The organism is Gammaproteobacteria bacterium (genome assembly GCA_029880545.1).
Classification (GTDB): domain Bacteria; phylum Pseudomonadota; class Gammaproteobacteria; order Acidiferrobacterales; family SZUA-150; genus JAOUOD01.
In genome coordinates this window covers 23570-42033 of record JAOUOD010000014.1, presented here as the reverse complement: position 1 = coordinate 42033, position 18464 = coordinate 23570, and the positions used below count along the sequence as shown (strand labels likewise).

Here is an 18464-nt window from a genome sequence, read left to right as displayed (position 1 = left end):
CTCTCAAATATTATTTACTTTAAAAAACAATACGATATTGACTATATTTAAAGTTAATTATTATTTCTTAACCGGGCATACAAACCACTTTGCTAATCAACCAGGATTGACCGTGTACCGCTTTGGGAATAGCACGCAGTCTTGTATGTTCTGTTTATGCTGATACTTTTGAGCAATGATGATGGTTATCAATCCCCGGGCATTCAATGCCTGGTTGCCGCACTTCATCGGTACGGCGAGGTTTGGGTGGTGGCGCCGGACCGGGACAGGAGCGCGGCAAGCAATTCGTTAACCTTGACCCGGCCATTACGGGCAAAGCAAACCGGCGAACACAGTTTCCATGTTGATGGCACACCTACCGATTGTGTTCATCTCGCGATTACAGGTTTGCTGGCCGCCGAGCCGGATATCGTCATTTCCGGCATCAACTCCGGCCCCAATATGGGAGACGACGTACTTTACTCCGGCACGGTCGCGGCGGCGATGGAGGGGCGCTTCCTGGGGTTGCCCGCCATCGCAGTATCTATGGGCAATTTCGACCCGAAGCATTACCAGACAGCGGCACGTGTTGTCTGTGATGTACTTGACCGGATACCTGGCAGCCCGATACCTGCCGATACCATTCTGAATATCAATGTCCCTGATCTTCCATATGAACAGCTCGCCGGCTGGCAGGCGACACGCCTGGGGCATCGGCATAAGGCTGAACCGGTGGTTCGCGCACAGGATCCGCACGGCAACCCTGTATACTGGGTTGGCCCGCCAGGCGCTGAAGCGGATGCAGGCTCGGGAACGGATTTTCATGCGGTGCGAAACGGCTTTGTATCCATTACACCGCTACACGTGGACCTGACCCGACATTCTGCTATGGATGCCGTGAACCACCTTGTTGCCGGGACTGATGAATGATGAACCGCGAAGGCATCGGGATGACGTCAGCGCGCACCCGGGAACGGCTGGTGCAGCGCCTTCAGTCAGAAGGGATAAAAAATCTCCTGGTTCTCGATTCCATCAGGAATACACCTCGCCATCTGTTCGTGGATGAAGCACTGGCCAGTCGGGCATACGAAGATTCCGCGCTGCCAATAGGCCATGGACAAACCATTTCGCAGCCCTATATTGTCGCGCGCATGACTGAAGCTCTGCTCGAATCCGGTCCGCTGAACAAGGTTCTCGAAGTGGGTACCGGTTGTGGCTACCAGGCCTGTGTATTGTCACCGCTGGTTCAGCAGGTTTTTACCGTTGAGCGTCTGGAGCCACTCCATTTTGCGGCCCGAAAACGATTTCAACAGCTCAACTACACAAACGTGAAGGCAACCCTGTCTGATGGAGGCTGGGGTTGGCAGGACAATGCGCCCTATGACGGTATCCTGGTGGCAGCTGCCGCAACCGAGACACCGGTGTCTTTGCTACAACAACTGGCGCCGGGCGGGCGGATGGTGATTCCGGTTGGACGACAAGGCGAGCCTCAGGATCTGCTGCTGTATACGCGGTTGGAAGAAGATTTTGATTGCAGATTGCTCGAGAAGGTCAATTTTGTTCCCCTGATAACCGGGCACAGGGCTGACAGGGAGTGATTGAATTGTTGCCGATCAGGATCAGGGTGCTGGTATGGGCAACAATTTTTGTCGCCGGATGCGCAGGCCCTAATCGGGCACCAATAGAAAACAAAGGGCAATCTTTGCGCGAACCGGCCAACCCGACCCGGGAAGTTGTACCGGGAGACACCCTGTACAGCATTGCCTGGGAAACCGGTCGTGACTATCGAGACCTCGCCTCCTGGAACGGAATTGGTAATGATTACCTGATCAAACCCGGGCAAAAAATCACTCTAGGCCCGCCCGGTGACACACCTCGACCTGACTCCGGGCGCAACCCGGAAACCGCCAGCGGCCAGTATAAAGTAGTCAAGGGTGATACGGTCTACAGTATCGCCAGACACCACGGACTGTCAGTGACCCGGTTGACTGGATTGAACAAGCTACACAAACCGTACCGCATTTATCCCGGTCAGACGCTAGACGTGACTGGCAGCATGACCGATGTATCGTCACACCAGGCTCGGGCCCCAAAACCCAAATCGGCTGAATCACGGCAATCCAGCCCGGAAACCGTGCGCTCAAAACCTTATCGAGGACGCTGGTCATGGCCTACAGCTGGCACAGTGATCGGTCGATACTCCGGGAAAGCGCAACGCAAAGGCATCGAAATTGCCGGGAAAAAAGCACAGGCGATTGTCTCTGCGGCCCCGGGAACCGTGGTGTATCGGGGCAGCGGGTTGCGTGGTTATGGCAATCTCATTATTGTGAAACATGACGATGATTATCTAAGTGCTTATGCGCATTGCGAAAATATTTACGTCAAAGAAGGTGATGTGATACAAAGCAGACAGAAAATCGCGGGCATGGGCGACTCGGGAACCAACCGGGTCAAGCTGCATTTTGAAATCCGTTACAAGGGAAAATCGGTAGATCCTTTGAAATTTCTGCCGCGACGTTAGCCGGAATCGGGATAGAATCAATGACCAGGAAGTCCAAAGAGGGGAAGCCTGTGACAGAGCCGGTAGCAGAGTCTGGTATCGATGACGTCGACGTAATCGGTGACGAGCTTGAAGACGATGATACTGCAGCCGAGACAGCCGAAACTGATGATTCGGAATCCGGTTCAGACAGCGAAGTCGACAAAAGATTCTTCGAGGCCGACGACACCGGGGTTCAGGCCGACGCCACGCGTCTGTATCTCAAGGAAATCGGCTTTTCTCCACTCCTGTCCGCTGAAGAAGAGGTGTATTACGCCCGGCTCGCGCTGAAAGGCGATGACGCCGCACGCAAGAGGATGATCGAAAGCAACCTCAGGCTGGTGGTCAAAATTGCGCGGCGATACATGAACCGCGGGCTGGCTTTGCTGGACCTTATAGAAGAAGGGAATCTGGGACTGATTCGTGCCGTGGAAAAATTCGATCCTGAGCGTGGTTTCCGATTCTCGACCTACGCCACCTGGTGGATTCGTCAAACCATCGAACGCGGCATCATGAACCAGACGCGCACCATCCGGTTGCCGGTTCATGTACTTAAAGAAATCAACATTTATCAGCGCGCGGCGCGCCACCTGGCGCAAAAACTGGATCATGAACCGACGCCGGAAGATGTGGCCAGTCTGCTGGACAAGCCTCTTGATGATGTTAAACGCATGATGGGACTGAATGAGCGCGTGACATCAGTCGATGCGCCTCTTGATAATGATCCTGACCGTTCGCTGCTGGACGCCATTCCTGATGACCGGGTCCAGGAGCCTGATGAGGCGATGCAGAGTGATACCTTGCAGGAACAGCTTCAGACCTGGCTGGCCGAACTGAGCGACAAACAGCGGGAAGTTGTGGAGCGACGGTTTGGTCTTAGTGGCCGGGAAATTTCAACTCTTGAGGAAGTGGGTGCCGATATTGGTGTAACCCGTGAGCGCGTTCGCCAGATCCAGGTAGAAGCGCTCAAACGGTTGCGCGTCATTCTGGAAAAATCCGGTTACACTGTGGACGCGTTATTCTAATTCGCCGTTGAGGCTTCCCCGCGAACCGTTCAATCCAGGTAACCCGGTGTCGTCTGCCAGCCTGAATCCGGTCTCTTTCAATCGCGTATTGCCGGCAAAATTATGCCCAGCACTACTCGCCGATCTTCTGAAACCAGAACGTTAAAAGTCCGACATGCAGCCGCATTGTTCATGATTTCGTAGCCTGTTCCAGTATCAATCAATGGTCTGAGGCACTCCATGGCCGGAAACTCAAGCCTGGTGCCGGTACCGATCAGGACGATTTCCGGCGAAAATTCCAGTAGTTCGGTCATATGGGCGGCAGCGAGCGCAGTTACGGAAGTCGGGTTCCAGGCGGACATGTTGTCTGCAGTCAGGATAATACTGCTTCGGCACGACTCATCGCGAACGACAATGTGGTCATCAAAAATAGCGCTGATGACATTCTGGTGTTTCCTGGTACCGTCGAGGCGTAGTTTCATGATGGTGTCCGTTATGCCGTGTTGCCGGCAGGCCTGCAAGCCCTTTTTTGCAGTGGCTAATTGACTTTCGCGCATCCTACCGGCTATGTTTCGACCGCAAACCCGGCAGCTCGCCGGGATATCTTTCTTACACCCCGGACCGCAGGTCTGGCTTATGGTACCGCGAACAAAATGGATGAATTTGCGCGCATAAAGCGCCTTCCCCCCTACGTCTTTAACATCGTCACCGATCTTAAGGCCGCAGCGAGAAAGCGAGGCGAGGATATTATTGATTTTGGCATGGGTAATCCAGACCAGCCAACACCACAGCACATTGTCGACAAGCTGATTGAGGTTGCGCAGCGCGGCGATACCCATCGCTATTCAGTGTCGCGCGGAATTCCACGACTTCGCCGGGCGATCTGTGGCTGGTACAAAAATCGCTACGATGTGGACCTGGATCCGGATTCCGAGGCCATTGTCACCATTGGTTCCAAGGAGGGGCTCGCGCACCTGGCGCTGGCCACCGTCGAGCAGGGTGATGCCATCCTGGTTCCAAACCCGGCATACCCGATACACCCGTACGGCTTTGTTATAGCTGGCGCGGATATACGTCATGTACCGCTTGTGCCCGGCGGCGACTTTTTCCATGAGCTGGAAACTGCCATCAAGAATTCCTGGCCCAAGCCCAAAATGCTGGTGCTGAATTTCCCGGCCAACCCGACCGGGCAATGTGTAGAACTGGATTTCTTCGAGAAAGTGGTCGAGATCGCCCGCGAACATAATATCTGGGTAGTACATGACCTGGCCTACGCCGACATCGTTTTCGACGGATACAAGGCGCCGTCGATCATGCAGGTGAAAGGTGCCAAGGATATTGCTGTAGAGTTTTTCTCGTTGTCAAAGAGTTACAATATGCCCGGCTGGCGCGTAGGCTTCATGGTCGGCAACCCGGTACTGGTGTCGGCGCTGGCACGCATGAAATCATATCTCGACTACGGCATGTTCACGCCAATCCAGGTGGCGGCAATTACCGCGCTTGAGGGCCCTCAGGATTGTGTAGAAGAAATCCGGCAGATGTACGAATCGCGCCGTGATGTCTTGTGCAATGGCCTGTTTGCCGCCGGCTGGGCGGTTGAAAAACCGAAAGCAACAATGTTTGTCTGGGCCAGAATTCCCGAGCAATATCGTGAAGCCGGGTCACTGGAATTTTCCAAGAAATTGCTGACCGAGGCCCAGGTGGCTGTTTCACCGGGTGTCGGTTTTGGTGAATACGGTGATGAATACGTACGCTTTGGCCTGATTGAAAACGAGCATCGAACAAGACAGGCGATTCGCTCAATACGCAAATTGCTGAAGCAAGGTTAATCCAAGGAGCAGAAGTTGAAACCCGTTAATATAGGTATATTGGGCCTGGGCACGGTTGGCTGCGGAACGGTAAATGTGCTGGCACGCAACGCCAAGGAAATTACGCGCCGTGCCGGACGTGATATCAAGGTTACCCATGCCGCGGCCCGCAGTCTCAACAAGGAACGTAACTGCAATACCTCCACCATAACGCTGACTGAAAACCCGGCAGATGTGGTGAACAACCCGGATATTGACGTTGTCGTAGAGCTGATTGGCGGTTACGAACTGGCTTATGATCTTGTCATGCAGGCAATAGGAAATGGCAAACATGTCGTCACCGCCAACAAGGCACTGATTGCCGTACACGGCAACGAAATTTTCAAGGCGGCGCAGGAAAAGGGTGTTATGGTGGCCTTTGAAGCCGCTGTCGCCGGAGGTATACCCATCATCAAGGCAATACGTGAAGGCCTTGCGGGCAACCAGATTGAGTGGCTTGCGGGCATTATCAACGGTACCGGCAACTTTATCCTGACTGAAATGCGTGACAAGGGTCGTGATTTTGATGACGTACTCAAGGAAGCTCAGGCGCTTGGTTATGCCGAAGCTGACCCGACTTTCGACGTTGAAGGCATCGATGCAGCTCACAAGCTGACCATACTGGCCGCCATTGCGTTTGGTATACCACTGCAGTTTGACAAGACTTTTACAGAAGGCATTACCCGGCTAACCCGCGATGATGTCGCTTATGCCGAAGAACTGGGCTACCGCATCAAGCATCTTGGCATTGCCAGGAAGGCAGAGAATGGCGTCGAACTCCGTGTTCACCCGACCCTTATCCCTGAGCGGCGATTGCTGGCCAACGTTGACGGCGTCATGAACGCTGTACTGGTAAAGGGTGATGCCGTTGGCCCAACACTGTATTATGGTGCTGGTGCCGGTTCCGATCCCACTGCATCAGCTGTAGTTGCTGACATAGTCGATGTTGTCAGGACACTGACCACAGACCCGACCAACCGGGTGCCGCACCTGGCATTCCAGCCGGACGCACTGGTAGACCTGCCGATTCTCGCCATGGAATCTGTATACAGCAGCTATTACCTGCGTATGCAGGCCATGGACAAACCCGGGGTGCTGGCAGATATCACCCGTATTCTGAGCGAGCTCAATATCAGTATTGAGGCGATTATCCAGAAAGAGCCGGGCGAAACCGACACCACCGTGCCCATTATTATCCTGACTCACCGCACTCTGGAAAAAGACATGAATACCGCGATTGCACAAATCGAAGCACTTGAAGCAATTGATGGCGACATTATGCGCATTCGTATGGAACAACTGAACAAAGACTGGAACTGAGTTATGCCTTTTCGCAGCCGATATACCGGACTAATAGACGCCTACCGTGACCGCCTGCCGGTGCACGACGATACTCGTATTATCAGCCTCGGGGAAGGCAATACGCCGCTGATCAGGCTGAACAACATTCCTCGCCTTGTTGGCAAGAACGTGGATATCTATATCAAGTACGAAGGACTCAATCCAACCGGGTCATTCAAGGATCGCGGTATGACCATGGCGGTAACCAAGGCAGTAGAAGAGGGCAGCAAGGCGATTATTTGTGCGTCTACCGGCAATACCTCTGCTGCAGCTGCTGCCTATGCCGCGCGCGCTGGCATTACTGCATTTGTATTGATCCCTGAGGGCAAGATTGCCATGGGCAAGCTTGCCCAGGCGATGATGCATGGTTCCGTTGTTATCCAGATTCAGGGCAACTTCGATGACGGCATGCGCCTGGTAAAGGAAGTTGCTTCAGAAGCACCGGTAACCATTGTTAACTCCATCAATCCGTATCGCTTGCAGGGCCAGAAGACGGCAGCATTTGAAATATGTGAAGAACTTGGCGCCGCGCCGGATTATCATTGCCTGCCCGTGGGCAATGCCGGAAACATTACGGCGCACTGGATGGGTTACACTGAATACGCAGACCACGGAATTGTGAATAATCGCCCGGTCATGGTCGGCTACCAGGCTGCCGGAGCTGCGCCGTTTATCAAGGGTGAAATGATCGATAACCCGGACACCATTGCGACAGCCATACGGATCGGACACCCGCAATCCTGGGACAAGGCCTGGGAAGCGCAAAAGCAGTCAGGCGGATGGTTCGACAAGTGTGACGACGAAGAAATCCTCGCTGCCCAGAAATTGCTGGCAGAAAATGAAGGTATTTTCTGTGAACCGGCGTCAGCAACATCGGTGGCCGGTGCGCTGCGCGACATAAAGGCTGGAAAGATACCTGAAGGCAAGCGCATTGTCTGCACCTTGACCGGTCATGGACTGAAGGATCCGGATACGGCTATCAAACAAAGCACGTCACCGGTAGTCCAGGTCAAGGCTGAATTGGCGGAAGTCAAAAAGGCCATTCTGGACAACATGACAACGGATAACTAGGGCCAGCCGCAGTTGGCCATTCTGCGTATATTCGAAAGCTTGTTGTTAATCGTGGGTGACTGATACAGAATAACCGGGACTGATCGTTTCAAGGGAAAGGATTTTCCATGGCAGCTGCGGCTATACTCGGTGTTCTTGGAGTATTATTCGGGTTAATTGCGCTTATTGTTGGCGCATTTCGTGCCCATATCGCGTGGGGCGTGTTGTTCCTGCTTTTGGCGCCGATAGTTGCCCCGATCTTCTGCATGCGCCACTGGCGCCTCGCGCGTGGTGGCCTGGCGCTGATCGTTGTTGGCCTTGGCGCCATCGTTTATTCCTCTTATACGGAAGGTTATTGGCCTCCGCACAAATACCTGGTCAGTCTCACCAAGCCCGAGAATATGGGGCCCACGGCCAAGTTGCTGTATTCCGGTATCACCGGAAAACCGTCTGCAAGAGGTGTGCCTTCTGCAGCTGCTGACACGAAAGGCAGTGATGCGACACCTGCAGCGCAGGCGATAGAGGCGGGAAAGTCAGTCAGCGAAGCTGGCACACAAACACCCGGGGCTGCTGAAGCGACAGCGGAGAACAAAACAATAATTTCTCCTGCAGACAGTCAGCCTGAGCCAGTGACAGACACCAGGGAGTCAACAACAGAAACCCGGCGGCCAGCCCGGTCGGAGCCGGAGCCGGATAAATCCTACAAGGAGTTTTCGCTTGAAGACTTGCCGGCATATTTCGGTTTCTATGTTCGCATCACCGACATTGATAACAACGTCCATGAAGCCTTGCTGAAAGACCAGGAAGGATCGTTGCTGGTACTGGAAAAGGAATTCGCTGCTGGCGGCCGGGTTGAGTTCCGGCTCGAGCAACGCAACATTGTCAAAATTGAAGCGCTTCGCTAGCAGCGCATCATCCGTTTACTTTCCAACCTGCTCCAGGTAGTCAGTTATGGTTTTAACCAGCTCCGCTTCCTTGCCAACGAGGAAGTGATTGGCGCCGGCAATTCTGGCGACCCTGTAATGCTTGTTGCCCGCATCTTTTGCAGACTGGGCTTTTAGCTTCATCGTTTGCAGTACGTCGGGCAAATCTTCGCTGCCGGTAATTTCCAGAACCGGTTTCTTGATTTTTTTCAGGGAACTCACAAAATCCAGGTTTTCATCTTTGAATGAGAGACCGGAAGCACCAATGGCAATGAGAGCCTTGACCTCGGTTCCGGAATGGCGAGCGACGAAATACCCTCCCATAGTCGCACCAAGGCTATGGCCAACAATGACAATGGATTTCATGCCCCGGGCCTTAAGGAACTCAATACCGGCATCAATGCGCGGCGAGACTTCGGGAAAGAGTGGCTTATACGCACTGATTTCAGCGTCGTTGGCCAGTATGGGCATTTGCAGGGACAACGTGTGCCAACCCGCCTCTGAAACACCGACTCGAATCGGCTGGACCACGTCAGTCCAATTCGGATGTACACCAACACCGTGCAACATAATAACACCTGTAGTCTTGCCTGAATCTGCCGGCTCGGTATGAATGCCGAGAAACTTGTGCCCGTTTGCCTCAAGCCAAACCGCATCGCCAGTCATGATCGAATCTACAACCTGGTCTGCCCAGCGCTTTTCCTTGTCATAGTCTGAAGCCAGGACGCTGATCGCAGACAACATTGATGCGGCCAGAAAAAGGGTTCGGAAAATTGAAGTTTTCATAGGGTCCTCACCGTAAGGAGTGCGAATAGTCAGGGTTTTGATTCGTTCAGGCCAAACACCGGTTTTCACTGTAAATTCTCTGGTCAACAAACACAAGTTTCCCGCATCCAGCGTCGGTACGATCTACGTCAAGACCTGCTCAAATGCAATTATCCACAGATTTCTTCCTGGCCAAGATAATGACAAGTTCGTTGGCGAAATATTCCTTGGCTGTAGCCCGATATCGCGCGATTCCCGGGTATTGCAGTAGCAAAACAGCAGGCGCATGCCTGGCCCGATGCGCAACACACGGCTGGACGATTCCTCGCGAGACCGGAATCAACTCCTGTACAATGAACATATACCAGGAATCACTGGTACAATTGCGCCGGTTACCAACTTGCCAGAAACTGAACTGTAGCTTTTGTCACTCGCCATGCGAATCGGAATATTTGTTAGTGGACTGATTGTCGGTACGACAACAGCTGAAACGGATGACTCGGCGCTCTCTGCGCTGCTGTCACGTGCCGATATTTCCGGTGCCCGTCTTCCAGATACTGCCGAATCAGCACTGCTGTCAGCCATCGGTCTTGGAAAGGCCGGCGCCGGTCCCTGCCGGGCGCTGGCGTTAAACCAGGTGGATAGCGAAGCCGGCTGTTTTTGTCTTGATCCCGTGCATCTGGCTCCAAGCCTGGACAAGCTGGTGCTGGATCACCCGGGGCGACTCCAGTTATCCCGGGCTGAAGCGGAAATGCTGGTGAATGAGCTGAACACATATTTTTCCCAAGATTCTGTGCACATCCAGATCCTGGATGCCGGGCGCTGGCTATTGACGACGCCAGGGCGACAGCATATCAGCACCGTGCCAACTGAGCAGGCCATGGGTGTTGACACCCTGGCGTTTATGCCAACCGGACCGGATGCGCTTTACTGGCATAAATTGATTACCGAGATGCAAACAGTCATGCACATGTCACCGGTAAACCAGCAACGGGAAGACATCGGCCTGAACCCGGCAAACAGTGTCTGGCTGTGGGGGGAGGGCGAACGACCCGATGTATCCGGGATTCCCTGGCAGCGGTTTTTTTCCGAAGACGACTCGATCCGCGGCATTGGCAAATCTGCAGCTATCCCGGTTTCAGGTTTGCCATCAAGCTGGACTGACTGCCGGGATGCCAGTGAACACAATTCATTTGTTGTGCTTTCGCCGGACCTGATCCAGGCTCACTTCGGTCCTATGGATGGCATCCGCAATTATCGGCAGGTAATACTCGATAACTGGATTTTACCAATACTGAAAGACATAAAGACCGGTCACATTCAGTCTTTGGCGATTTACACCGAGGCGGTTCAGCCTGTTCATTTTTCTCGTACAAGCCTCAAGCGCTGGTGGCGAAGAAAGCGGCCATTGCACAGCTACTGGCAACGCAGCGATGACCGGAAAGCCGGTGCATGACCAACATCAAACGACGAACACCGGAACAGCATACGCTGCCTGATGACCTTCACCCCCTGTTGCGCCGAATCTATGCGGCACGCAACGTCACCGACCCGACACAGCTGGATATGTCACTGCAGTCATTACCAGGTCACGATCAACTCAAGGGCATGGCGCAGGCCGCGAAGCGCATCGCCGACGCTATAGAGGCGGGTGACAAGATACTGGTAGTCGGAGATTTCGACGCCGATGGCGCGACCAGCTGCGCTGTTGCCGTGCGAGGACTGAGAGCGCTGGGTGCCGGCCAGGTGGATTTTCTGGTGCCAAACCGTTTCGAGTTTGGCTATGGCCTGACACCCGCGATAGTTGGTCTTGCAGCTAAATACTCGCCCGACCTGATTATTACTGTTGATAATGGTATTGCAAGTATCAACGGCGTGAACGCAGCCAACGATGCCGGCATCCCGGTTGTTGTTACAGACCATCATTTGCCAGGCGATCAATTACCGGACGCCGCGGCAATAGTTAATCCGAATCAACCCGGCTGCTCCTTTCCGGGCAAGTCCCTCGCCGGTGTAGGTGTACTCTTTTATGTGCTCCTGGGAGTGCGTCACGAGCTCCGTACACGCGGGTGTTTCGATGCATCTGCGCAACCCAATCTGGCTATGCTGCTCGATCTTGTCGCGCTAGGAACCGTAGCCGATGTAGTCCCCCTGGATCGTATAAACCGTGTACTGGTCTCCCAGGGACTGGCGCGTATACGCGCCGGACAATGCTGCCCCGGTATTCACTCCCTGGCCTTAATCGCCGGACGCCCCATGCATCGACTGAACACATCCGATCTCGGATTTTTTCTCGGCCCGCGACTGAATGCAGCGGGGCGAATTGATGACATGAGTCTTGGTATACGCTGCCTGCTGACTGACTCAGCAGCCGAGGCCAGGCAACTGGCAGAAACACTGGACAAGCTCAATCTTGAACGACGCCAGATTCAGCAGTCCATGCAGGACGATGCTGACAAGGCGTTAAAGGAATGTACCGACGGATACGAACATCGAAAAAGCATTTGCCTCTATCAACCGCATTGGCATCAGGGTGTAGTTGGACTGGTCGCTTCGCGATTAAAGGAACGCTTTCATCGGCCTGTCATCGCATTTGCGCCCGGTGATTCCGGCGAACTCAAAGGCTCAGGGCGCTCTATCGAAGGATTTCATATTCGTGACGCCCTGGACAGGGTGGCAACACGCTATCCCGGGCTGCTCCACAAATTCGGTGGTCATGCCATGGCGGCAGGACTGAGTCTTGACGTGAAGCACCTTGAATCCTTTGTGGATGCGTTTGAAGAGACTGCCGGTGTACTGCTGGATGCTGACAGCCTGGTGGGTTCAATGTATACGGACGGCGAGCTGGAACCCGAGCATTTCAACCTGGAGGTTGCCGAACTACTGGCCCGGAGTGGCCCATGGGGCCAGGGATTTCCCGAGCCTGCGTTTGAAGGGGAATTTTCAGTCACGTCGAAACGGCTGGTCGGAGACAACCACCTTAAGCTGGTACTGCAGCCCATCAAAGGCGGTGTGGATATCGAAGCCATAGCATTTGGCATGGCCCCGGACGGCGTTGTGCCGGACCTGAGGCGCGTTTACGCTGTATTCCGCCTCGAGGTAAATGACTTTCGCAACAGGATAGTTGCACAGCTTCGAATCGAACACCTGGAACCGGCGCCATCAAGTTTCGGGCCAACGGTCGAAATTCCCTGAATTCACATGTGTAATTCCCGGCCCATGGTATTATAATTGTGACCACGGAAAGATTTTCCGTAACCCGTTATGTACGATAAAAATAGAATTATTGGCACACCAGACAATGTGTTTACCAAGGGGAAATTTTATGAAAATCCAGGCGACAACCCTGCTTACCATGCTGATCGCAATTGCCGCATTGGCCGGTTGTTCCAGCGATACTGCAGATGATCTGTGTGACGGCCCGTTGGCCATCAGCAATAGCCCGGATATTACCGGCGGCCCGACATTAAGCGCCAGCTCGGTGGCAGGCGGCACCACGGTCACGGTGACAGTTCCTGTTGATGCCGAAACAGTTTCCGTCATGGTCGGATTTGCTGAAACCGGCACCACCAGCATGGTTGGCACAGCCATGGGCGCCGACGTCGGTGGCGCAGTTTCCGTAAGCATCGACGTGCCCGCGCCAACTGTTGTCACACCAAAAACCTACTACCCGGTCATCCTGTTGTGTTCCGCCGACCTGGTATCTGTTATCGCGGACAGTACCACCTGCTCGCCGGGTACCGGGTACGTAGAAGACACCACCGACATCATCAGTCTGAGCAATTATGTTCGGGCAAATTATAACGGCACATCAGTTGATCTCAGCAACCTCGCCAACTCCTGCGTCAGCATGCCAATACTGTCGGTGAACTAGCGCGTTTATTGCTCGGTGACAAGCCCGGCCACGGCCGGGCTTTTGCTTTTAGTTCAGATAATTACCCCGGATAGACCACCAAGGCGTTGTTCAGTATACTCGGCGCGGACTCAGGGTCCCGGCGATCGGGAACAAGGTCGGGAACCCCGGAATAACGGTCGAGGTTACCGAGACAAGCAACAAGCAGGAACACAGGTAATGCAAACAAGCAAATTCTTGGCAGTGGCGCTGGCGGCATCCCTTTTGAGCGGATGTGCCGATGAAAACGTCGATGACTTGTGCGCCACAGCACTTTCGACAAACTATTTTCCGGATCTGACTGGATCCGCAGGTTTCGCAATCGAGGGCGCCACCCCCACTGACCGGGTTCCCGTCAGTTCAGTTGCGCCAGGATCGGTACTGTATATTTCGGTACAGGTTGATGGTGACACCGAATCTGTGTTTATCGATCTCGCTCCAGTAGGCTCAACAGTAGGTGTTGGCGCAATGGTGGGCCAGAATGCCTATGACCGGTACCAGGACCATTCGCCAGAGACAATTGAAGTCGCCTACACGGTTCCGGCGGTTCTGCCAGCAGGCCAGTACTACCCCGTCATAGCCCTTTGTGGTGATTCTGTCGAGAATGTCGCCATTGCTCCAGGCTATTGCCATCCGAGCGGTGGATTTGTTGAAGATACATCAAATATTATTGCGCAAGATAACTATGCACGGGTGATTTTTGCTTCTGACTCACAGACGTTTATTGACCCGGCAGTGGACGCGACCAGCGCACAGAACTCCTGCGTATTGATTACCTCGATCACCGTCTCTCCCTGAGACAGTACCGGTTAGCACGCCCCTCGCGCCCGATCACGGAATATTCCGGATCGGGCGTTTTGTTTGTTATTGCGATGATTTGACAGGTACACTACGAACCGATGAAACAGAATATTTCTACACTGGAGGCCTTTGTCGGCAACACGCCGCTGGTTCGGCTGCAACGACTGCCCGGGGCCAGCAGCAACACGTTGCTGGCAAAACTTGAGGGTAACAACCCGGCCGGCTCGGTCAAGGATCGCCCGGCGCTAAGCATGATTCGGCACGCCGAAGCGCGGGGCGAAATCCAGCCCGGCGATACACTCATCGAAGCAACCAGCGGCAACACCGGCATCGCCCTGGCCATGGCTGCAGCCATCAAGGGCTACAACATGAAGCTGATCATGCCCGAGCATATGAGTGTTGAAAGGCGCGCCGTCATGAAAGCGTTTGGTGCCGAGATTATTCTGGTATCCGAACAAGCCGGGATGGAAGGTGCCCGCGACCTGGCCCTGGAAATGGAAACTGAAGGCAAGGGCAGGGTGCTGGATCAATTTTCCAACCCTGACAACCCGCGGGCGCATTACGAGACTACCGGCCCTGAATTATGGCGCGATACTAACGGCACCCTGACTCACTTCGTCAGCAGCATGGGTACGACCGGCACCATCATGGGTACCGCAACCTACCTGCGAGAACAAAGCACCAAGGTACAAATTGTCGGTGTGCAACCGGAAGACGGCAGCCAAATCCCCGGTATTCGCCGTTGGCCCGAAGAATATTTGCCAAAGATATATGATGCCAGCATTGTCGACAGGATCATTGATGTCTCCCAGGAAGAGGCCGAACAAATGACCCGTCGATTGGCGAAAGAGGAGGGGATATTTTGCGGTATCTCTTCTGGCGGCGCCATGGCGGCCGCGCTGAAATTATCCGAGTCGATAGAAGATGCTGTTATTGCCGTCATTATTTGTGACCGGGGTGATCGCTATTTGTCGACAGGTGTATTCCCGGAATAACAGGCAACAAGTACGAGAAACGGTAGAGTCATGGATACTGGATCAGCACTGGAAAACTTCAAACTTGACGGCATGATGCGTTACAGCGTGTTTGTGCCAAGATTGTACAATTTCTGCAAATCACTGGGCATGGAAACCGGCAAGATTATGCCATCGCGCGCATTTTGCTCGGACGAAAACCAGGGTTACCCGGTGATTCTGATCGCCAAGCATTTTGGTACCTTTCCGTTCAATCATGGACAGGTTGGCGGCATTGTCGCCACCGACCGGCATGGACCGCATGCCCATCATGGTGATGCCATGGTTATAATACAGGCATGCCATGTCGGCTATGACCCGGAAACCAAAAGCTTTGGTGTGTACAGGCGATTGCAGACCAGTGATAACTGTAACTCAACGTCTTGCGGAAAAGTTGACCTGACCTTGCAGTGGTACCGGAACGAATACGACTTTGCTCATGAGAATATTTTTATTGGCAAAACCGGTAACCGGATCACACTGACCATCGACAACCAGTTGCTGAGGGACGACAGGCATGAAGGCCTGTTCCTGAGGCTGAACAGGCTGTTGGCCATGACAGATGGCGGACTGTCTGCACCGGTATCCGCGCAAAGCACTTCCCGAACCTATTTTGCCAGCGACGACATTGCGTCATCCCTGGCTGGCCTGGAAATCGCTGAAGGTTCCGCCATTTCTGTTGGTTCACGTTTGACAGCCCAGTATTTCTACTATCGCAAGGACATCGCTCCGGATATAGAAGGGCGCGATCACCTCGAGGCAAATCTTCTTAACAGCATGCCACGAATCGTCACATCACGATCGCCCTTGCTGGCCGCCGCGCAAATCAATTCGCAGATCGAGTTCGATCGTACATTCAGAACCATAGCCAAGAACCATGACTACGCGGGCAAGTTCCTGGTATTTATCTCCGGCATTCATATCGATATTTCACCAAAACCAGGGCAACTGTTTCCTTTAACCAAGTATGTGCCCTGGGCAGCCTATGTACAGAAGCCGGATGGTTCACACCATATACTGGAGCAAGCCGAATTGCTTGCCGAATTACGAAAGCAGTCCACGGACAACCCGGACCAGATCCAGCTGGACCAGGCCATTCACGTCATGGAAGATGCGCAGGAAGTGCGGGTGGAGTACTGACTGTAATGAATGTTTTCGTTTTTGATATCGAAACCGTTCCGGATTTTGAACTTGGACGGAAACTCTACGATCTTGACCCGGTTCTGAAAGATGCGGATGTGGCCAGCATCATGTTTCAGAAACGCCGCGAAGAAACCGGCGAATCGGAATTTCTCCGTCATCACATGCATCGCATTGTTGCGATTTCCGCGGTATTCCGCCACGGCGACAGCGTAAAGGTCTGGAGTCTCGGTGATCCGGATTCGGACGAAAAGGAACTGGTGCGGCGCTTCTTTGACGGGATTGATCGCTATACACCGACGCTCGTGTCATGGAACGGTAGCGGCTTTGATTTACCGGTACTGCATTACCGTGCTTTAAAGCACGGCGTTGTCGCTGGACGCTACTGGGATACAGGTGAAGATGACCGTGATTTCAAATGGAACAACTACATCAGCCGTTATCATCAACGCCATACGGACCTGATGGACGTACTGGCCGCCTACCAGGCGCGAGCCAATGCGCCGCTTGACCAGATCGCGTTGATGCTCGGGCTTCCGGGAAAAATGGGAATGAGCGGTTCCAAGGTATGCGACCAGTTCATTGATGGCAACATCATTGATATCCGCAACTATTGTGAAACAGACGTGCTTAACACATACCTCGTGTACCTGCGCTGGTTGCTGACCAAGGGTCAACTGACAGAAGCCGCGTGGCAACAGGAAATCGACCTGGTCAGGGTCGAGTTACGCAATTCCGGCACAGCCCATTTGCTGGAATTCCTCGAAGCCTGGGAACAAGGTTGAACAACCTGCCATGGCAAGACGCAGAAGCAGGGTCCGCAGACCGGCCGAGCCGGTAGAAGTCAGCATCACCGAGCTGGAACATGATGGCCGCGGAGTCGGGCGCATCCAGGGCAACGATAATGAGACAAATAACGGCAAGGTGGTGTTTGTTGATGGCGCCTTGCCCGGCGAAACCGTCATTGCTCAACCGGTTCACGATCGCAGCAAATTTTCCAGCGCTGTTACCATTGAGGTCTTGGCCGCGGCTCCCGAGCGCATACAGCCGGCGTGTGAATACTTTGAACTGTGTGGTGGTTGCAGCCTGCAACACATGGCTCATGACGCACAGATTTCTGCCAAGCAAAAACTGCTCGCCAGTCAATTTGAACAACTCGGATTTTGTCAGCCCGAAACCTGGCTGGAGCCAGTAACCGGTCCGCAATGGCATTACCGACGCAAGGCAAGGCTGGGTGCGCGTTTCGTCCCGAAAAAGGGTGGTATGCTAATTGGTTTCCGTGAAAAACGGTCCAGCTATCTAACCGGCCTGCAGAAATGCCTTGTGCTGGACCAACGGTTTTCCGGCGCATTGCCGAAGATGCACGAACTGGTCAGCAGCCTGAGCACGCCTGATCGTATTCCGCAAATTGAGGTGGCGGCAGGCGACAATGAAGCAGTAATTGTTGTTCGCCACCTCGAACCGCTGAATGACAACGATCTCACACTGCTACGCGCATTTGGCAAGCAGACCGGGTTGCAGGTCTGGCTGCAACCAAAGGGGCCGGACAGCATTCACTGCCTTTATCCAGCGGTGCCTGCGCCGTTAAACTATCGCCTGGAGAAGTTCGACCTGGAGATGCGCTTCAGGGCGACCGACTTTACCCAGGTCAACGCCGACATCAATAACTCGATGATCGACCTTGCCATCGACATGCTTGAGCTTGACCAGGACGACAATGTTCTCGACCTGTTTTGTGGTCTGGGCAACTTTACTCTGCCGATTGCGCGCAAGGCAGGCAAGGTGCTGGGCATCGAAGCTGACGAATATCTTGTTGCTGCTGCACGCGAAAATGCCGACCGCAACGGGATTTTCAATGCCGAGTTTCGCGCCGGTAATCTGTATGAAGAAGTGCAGCCACCTGCATGGCACGGATTCCGTTTCAGCAAGTTGTTGCTGGACCCGCCGCGATCAGGGGCCATGGAGCCAATCAAGGAACTGCCTGATGCCAGGTCAGGACCGGAACGCATTGTCTATGTCTCGTGCAACCCGGCAACACTTGCCCGGGACGCCAACGTCCTGGTCAACAGGAAAGGTTACCGAATGGCGCAGGCAGGCATCATGGATATGTTTCCTCATACCAGTCATGTAGAGTCCATTGCCTTGTTTCTTCGACCATGAAACATTTCCT

Annotated in this window: 18 protein-coding genes; 16 read left to right on the top strand and 2 right to left on the bottom strand. The window is 53.8% G+C overall.

The genetic code is table 11. The features are described 5' to 3' along the window. The first annotated feature begins 156 nt into the window (after positions 1-156). The 4 genes from surE to rpoS all read left to right on the top strand — a co-directional run bounded on the left by surE (position 157) and on the right by rpoS (position 3543). Positions 157-909, top strand: coding sequence for a 5'/3'-nucleotidase SurE (surE, locus tag OEZ10_13690; GenBank protein ID MDH5634024.1), 753 nt, complete (start codon positions 157-159; stop codon positions 907-909). Then, positions 906-1577 (top strand): protein-L-isoaspartate(D-aspartate) O-methyltransferase, encoded by a 672-nt coding sequence (locus OEZ10_13685; GenBank protein MDH5634023.1) that lies wholly within the window; start codon positions 906-908, stop codon positions 1575-1577. Before surE ends, OEZ10_13685 begins: the two co-directional genes overlap by 4 nt. Beyond that, entirely contained in the window at positions 1574-2500 is a 927-nt protein-coding gene (locus OEZ10_13680) for a LysM peptidoglycan-binding domain-containing protein (GenBank protein ID MDH5634022.1), read from the top strand. Before OEZ10_13685 ends, OEZ10_13680 begins: the two co-directional genes overlap by 4 nt. Positions 2501-2577: 77 nt before the next feature. Further along, positions 2578-3543, top strand: a complete 966-nt coding sequence (gene rpoS, locus OEZ10_13675; GenBank protein ID MDH5634021.1) for an RNA polymerase sigma factor RpoS — start codon at positions 2578-2580, stop codon at positions 3541-3543. A gap of 77 nt (positions 3544-3620) precedes the next feature. Here rpoS and OEZ10_13670 read toward each other — a convergent pair whose 3' ends face one another. Continuing rightward, positions 3621-4004 carry an MTH938/NDUFAF3 family protein gene (locus tag OEZ10_13670; protein ID MDH5634020.1) on the bottom strand — a complete coding sequence of 128 codons (384 nt, stop codon included), beginning with the start codon at positions 4002-4004 and terminating at the stop codon, positions 3621-3623. A 171-nt stretch (positions 4005-4175) separates the two neighbouring features. Here OEZ10_13670 and alaC point away from each other — a divergent pair, with 171 nt between their 5' ends. From alaC to OEZ10_13650, 4 genes are all read left to right on the top strand, one after another. Beyond that, on the top strand, positions 4176-5351 hold the full coding sequence (gene alaC, locus OEZ10_13665) for an alanine transaminase (protein MDH5634019.1): 1176 nt from the start codon (positions 4176-4178) through the stop codon (positions 5349-5351). A gap of 15 nt (positions 5352-5366) precedes the next feature. Next, on the top strand, positions 5367-6689 hold the full coding sequence (locus tag OEZ10_13660) for a homoserine dehydrogenase (GenBank protein MDH5634018.1): 1323 nt from the start codon (positions 5367-5369) through the stop codon (positions 6687-6689). Between the two features lie 3 nt (positions 6690-6692). Further along, on the top strand, positions 6693-7781 hold the full coding sequence (thrC, locus tag OEZ10_13655) for a threonine synthase (GenBank protein ID MDH5634017.1): 1089 nt from the start codon (positions 6693-6695) through the stop codon (positions 7779-7781). 107 nt (positions 7782-7888) lie between these two features. Beyond that, entirely contained in the window at positions 7889-8665 is a 777-nt protein-coding gene (locus OEZ10_13650; GenBank protein ID MDH5634016.1) for a hypothetical protein, read from the top strand. Between the two features lie 15 nt (positions 8666-8680). Here the strand turns inward: OEZ10_13650 and OEZ10_13645 are convergent, their stop codons facing one another. Beyond that, positions 8681-9469 carry an alpha/beta hydrolase family protein gene (locus OEZ10_13645; GenBank protein ID MDH5634015.1) on the bottom strand — a complete coding sequence of 263 codons (789 nt, stop codon included), beginning with the start codon at positions 9467-9469 and terminating at the stop codon, positions 8681-8683. A gap of 415 nt (positions 9470-9884) precedes the next feature. Here OEZ10_13645 and OEZ10_13640 point away from each other — a divergent pair, with 415 nt between their 5' ends. From OEZ10_13640 to rlmD, 8 genes are all read left to right on the top strand, one after another. Next, positions 9885-10904 (top strand): hypothetical protein, encoded by a 1020-nt coding sequence (locus OEZ10_13640; GenBank protein ID MDH5634014.1) that lies wholly within the window; start codon positions 9885-9887, stop codon positions 10902-10904. Then, positions 10901-12643 carry a single-stranded-DNA-specific exonuclease RecJ gene (gene recJ / locus OEZ10_13635; GenBank protein ID MDH5634013.1) on the top strand — a complete coding sequence of 581 codons (1743 nt, stop codon included), beginning with the start codon at positions 10901-10903 and terminating at the stop codon, positions 12641-12643. Before OEZ10_13640 ends, recJ begins: the two co-directional genes overlap by 4 nt. A 130-nt stretch (positions 12644-12773) precedes the next feature. Continuing rightward, a complete protein-coding gene (locus OEZ10_13630) occupies positions 12774-13322 on the top strand; it encodes a hypothetical protein (protein ID MDH5634012.1) in 549 nt (182 codons plus the stop codon). A gap of 216 nt (positions 13323-13538) precedes the next feature. Next, entirely contained in the window at positions 13539-14138 is a 600-nt protein-coding gene (locus tag OEZ10_13625; protein MDH5634011.1) for a hypothetical protein, read from the top strand. A gap of 101 nt (positions 14139-14239) precedes the next feature. After that, positions 14240-15136: a cysteine synthase CysM gene (cysM, locus tag OEZ10_13620; GenBank protein ID MDH5634010.1), complete on the top strand. Its 897-nt coding sequence runs from the start codon at positions 14240-14242 to the stop codon at positions 15134-15136. A gap of 30 nt (positions 15137-15166) precedes the next feature. After that, entirely contained in the window at positions 15167-16294 is a 1128-nt protein-coding gene (locus OEZ10_13615) for a hypothetical protein (protein MDH5634009.1), read from the top strand. Positions 16295-16299: 5 nt separating this feature from the next. Beyond that, the gene (locus tag OEZ10_13610) at positions 16300-17079 is read left to right on the top strand and encodes a 3'-5' exonuclease (protein MDH5634008.1); all 780 of its coding nucleotides are present in this window, start codon (positions 16300-16302) and stop codon (positions 17077-17079) included. A 10-nt stretch (positions 17080-17089) separates the two neighbouring features. Next, entirely contained in the window at positions 17090-18454 is a 1365-nt protein-coding gene (gene rlmD / locus OEZ10_13605) for a 23S rRNA (uracil(1939)-C(5))-methyltransferase RlmD (GenBank protein ID MDH5634007.1), read from the top strand. Positions 18455-18464: the final 10 nt, after the last annotated feature.

Coding starts and splice junctions, on each gene's coding strand:
- recJ (MDH5634013.1), top strand. CDS start 10,901: ATGACCAACATCAAACGACGAACACCGGAACAGCATACGCTGCCTGAT.
- rlmD (MDH5634007.1), top strand. CDS start 17,090: ATGGCAAGACGCAGAAGCAGGGTCCGCAGACCGGCCGAGCCGGTAGAA.
- OEZ10_13630 (MDH5634012.1), top strand. CDS start 12,774: ATGAAAATCCAGGCGACAACCCTGCTTACCATGCTGATCGCAATTGCC.
- OEZ10_13650 (MDH5634016.1), top strand. CDS start 7,889: ATGGCAGCTGCGGCTATACTCGGTGTTCTTGGAGTATTATTCGGGTTA.
- OEZ10_13640 (MDH5634014.1), top strand. CDS start 9,885: ATGCGAATCGGAATATTTGTTAGTGGACTGATTGTCGGTACGACAACA.
- OEZ10_13615 (MDH5634009.1), top strand. CDS start 15,167: ATGGATACTGGATCAGCACTGGAAAACTTCAAACTTGACGGCATGATG.
- cysM (MDH5634010.1), top strand. CDS start 14,240: ATGAAACAGAATATTTCTACACTGGAGGCCTTTGTCGGCAACACGCCG.
- OEZ10_13645 (MDH5634015.1), bottom strand. CDS start 9,469: ATGAAAACTTCAATTTTCCGAACCCTTTTTCTGGCCGCATCAATGTTG.
- OEZ10_13610 (MDH5634008.1), top strand. CDS start 16,300: ATGAATGTTTTCGTTTTTGATATCGAAACCGTTCCGGATTTTGAACTT.
- surE (MDH5634024.1), top strand. CDS start 157: ATGCTGATACTTTTGAGCAATGATGATGGTTATCAATCCCCGGGCATT.
- alaC (MDH5634019.1), top strand. CDS start 4,176: ATGGATGAATTTGCGCGCATAAAGCGCCTTCCCCCCTACGTCTTTAAC.
- thrC (MDH5634017.1), top strand. CDS start 6,693: ATGCCTTTTCGCAGCCGATATACCGGACTAATAGACGCCTACCGTGAC.
- OEZ10_13685 (MDH5634023.1), top strand. CDS start 906: ATGATGAACCGCGAAGGCATCGGGATGACGTCAGCGCGCACCCGGGAA.
- OEZ10_13670 (MDH5634020.1), bottom strand. CDS start 4,004: ATGAAACTACGCCTCGACGGTACCAGGAAACACCAGAATGTCATCAGC.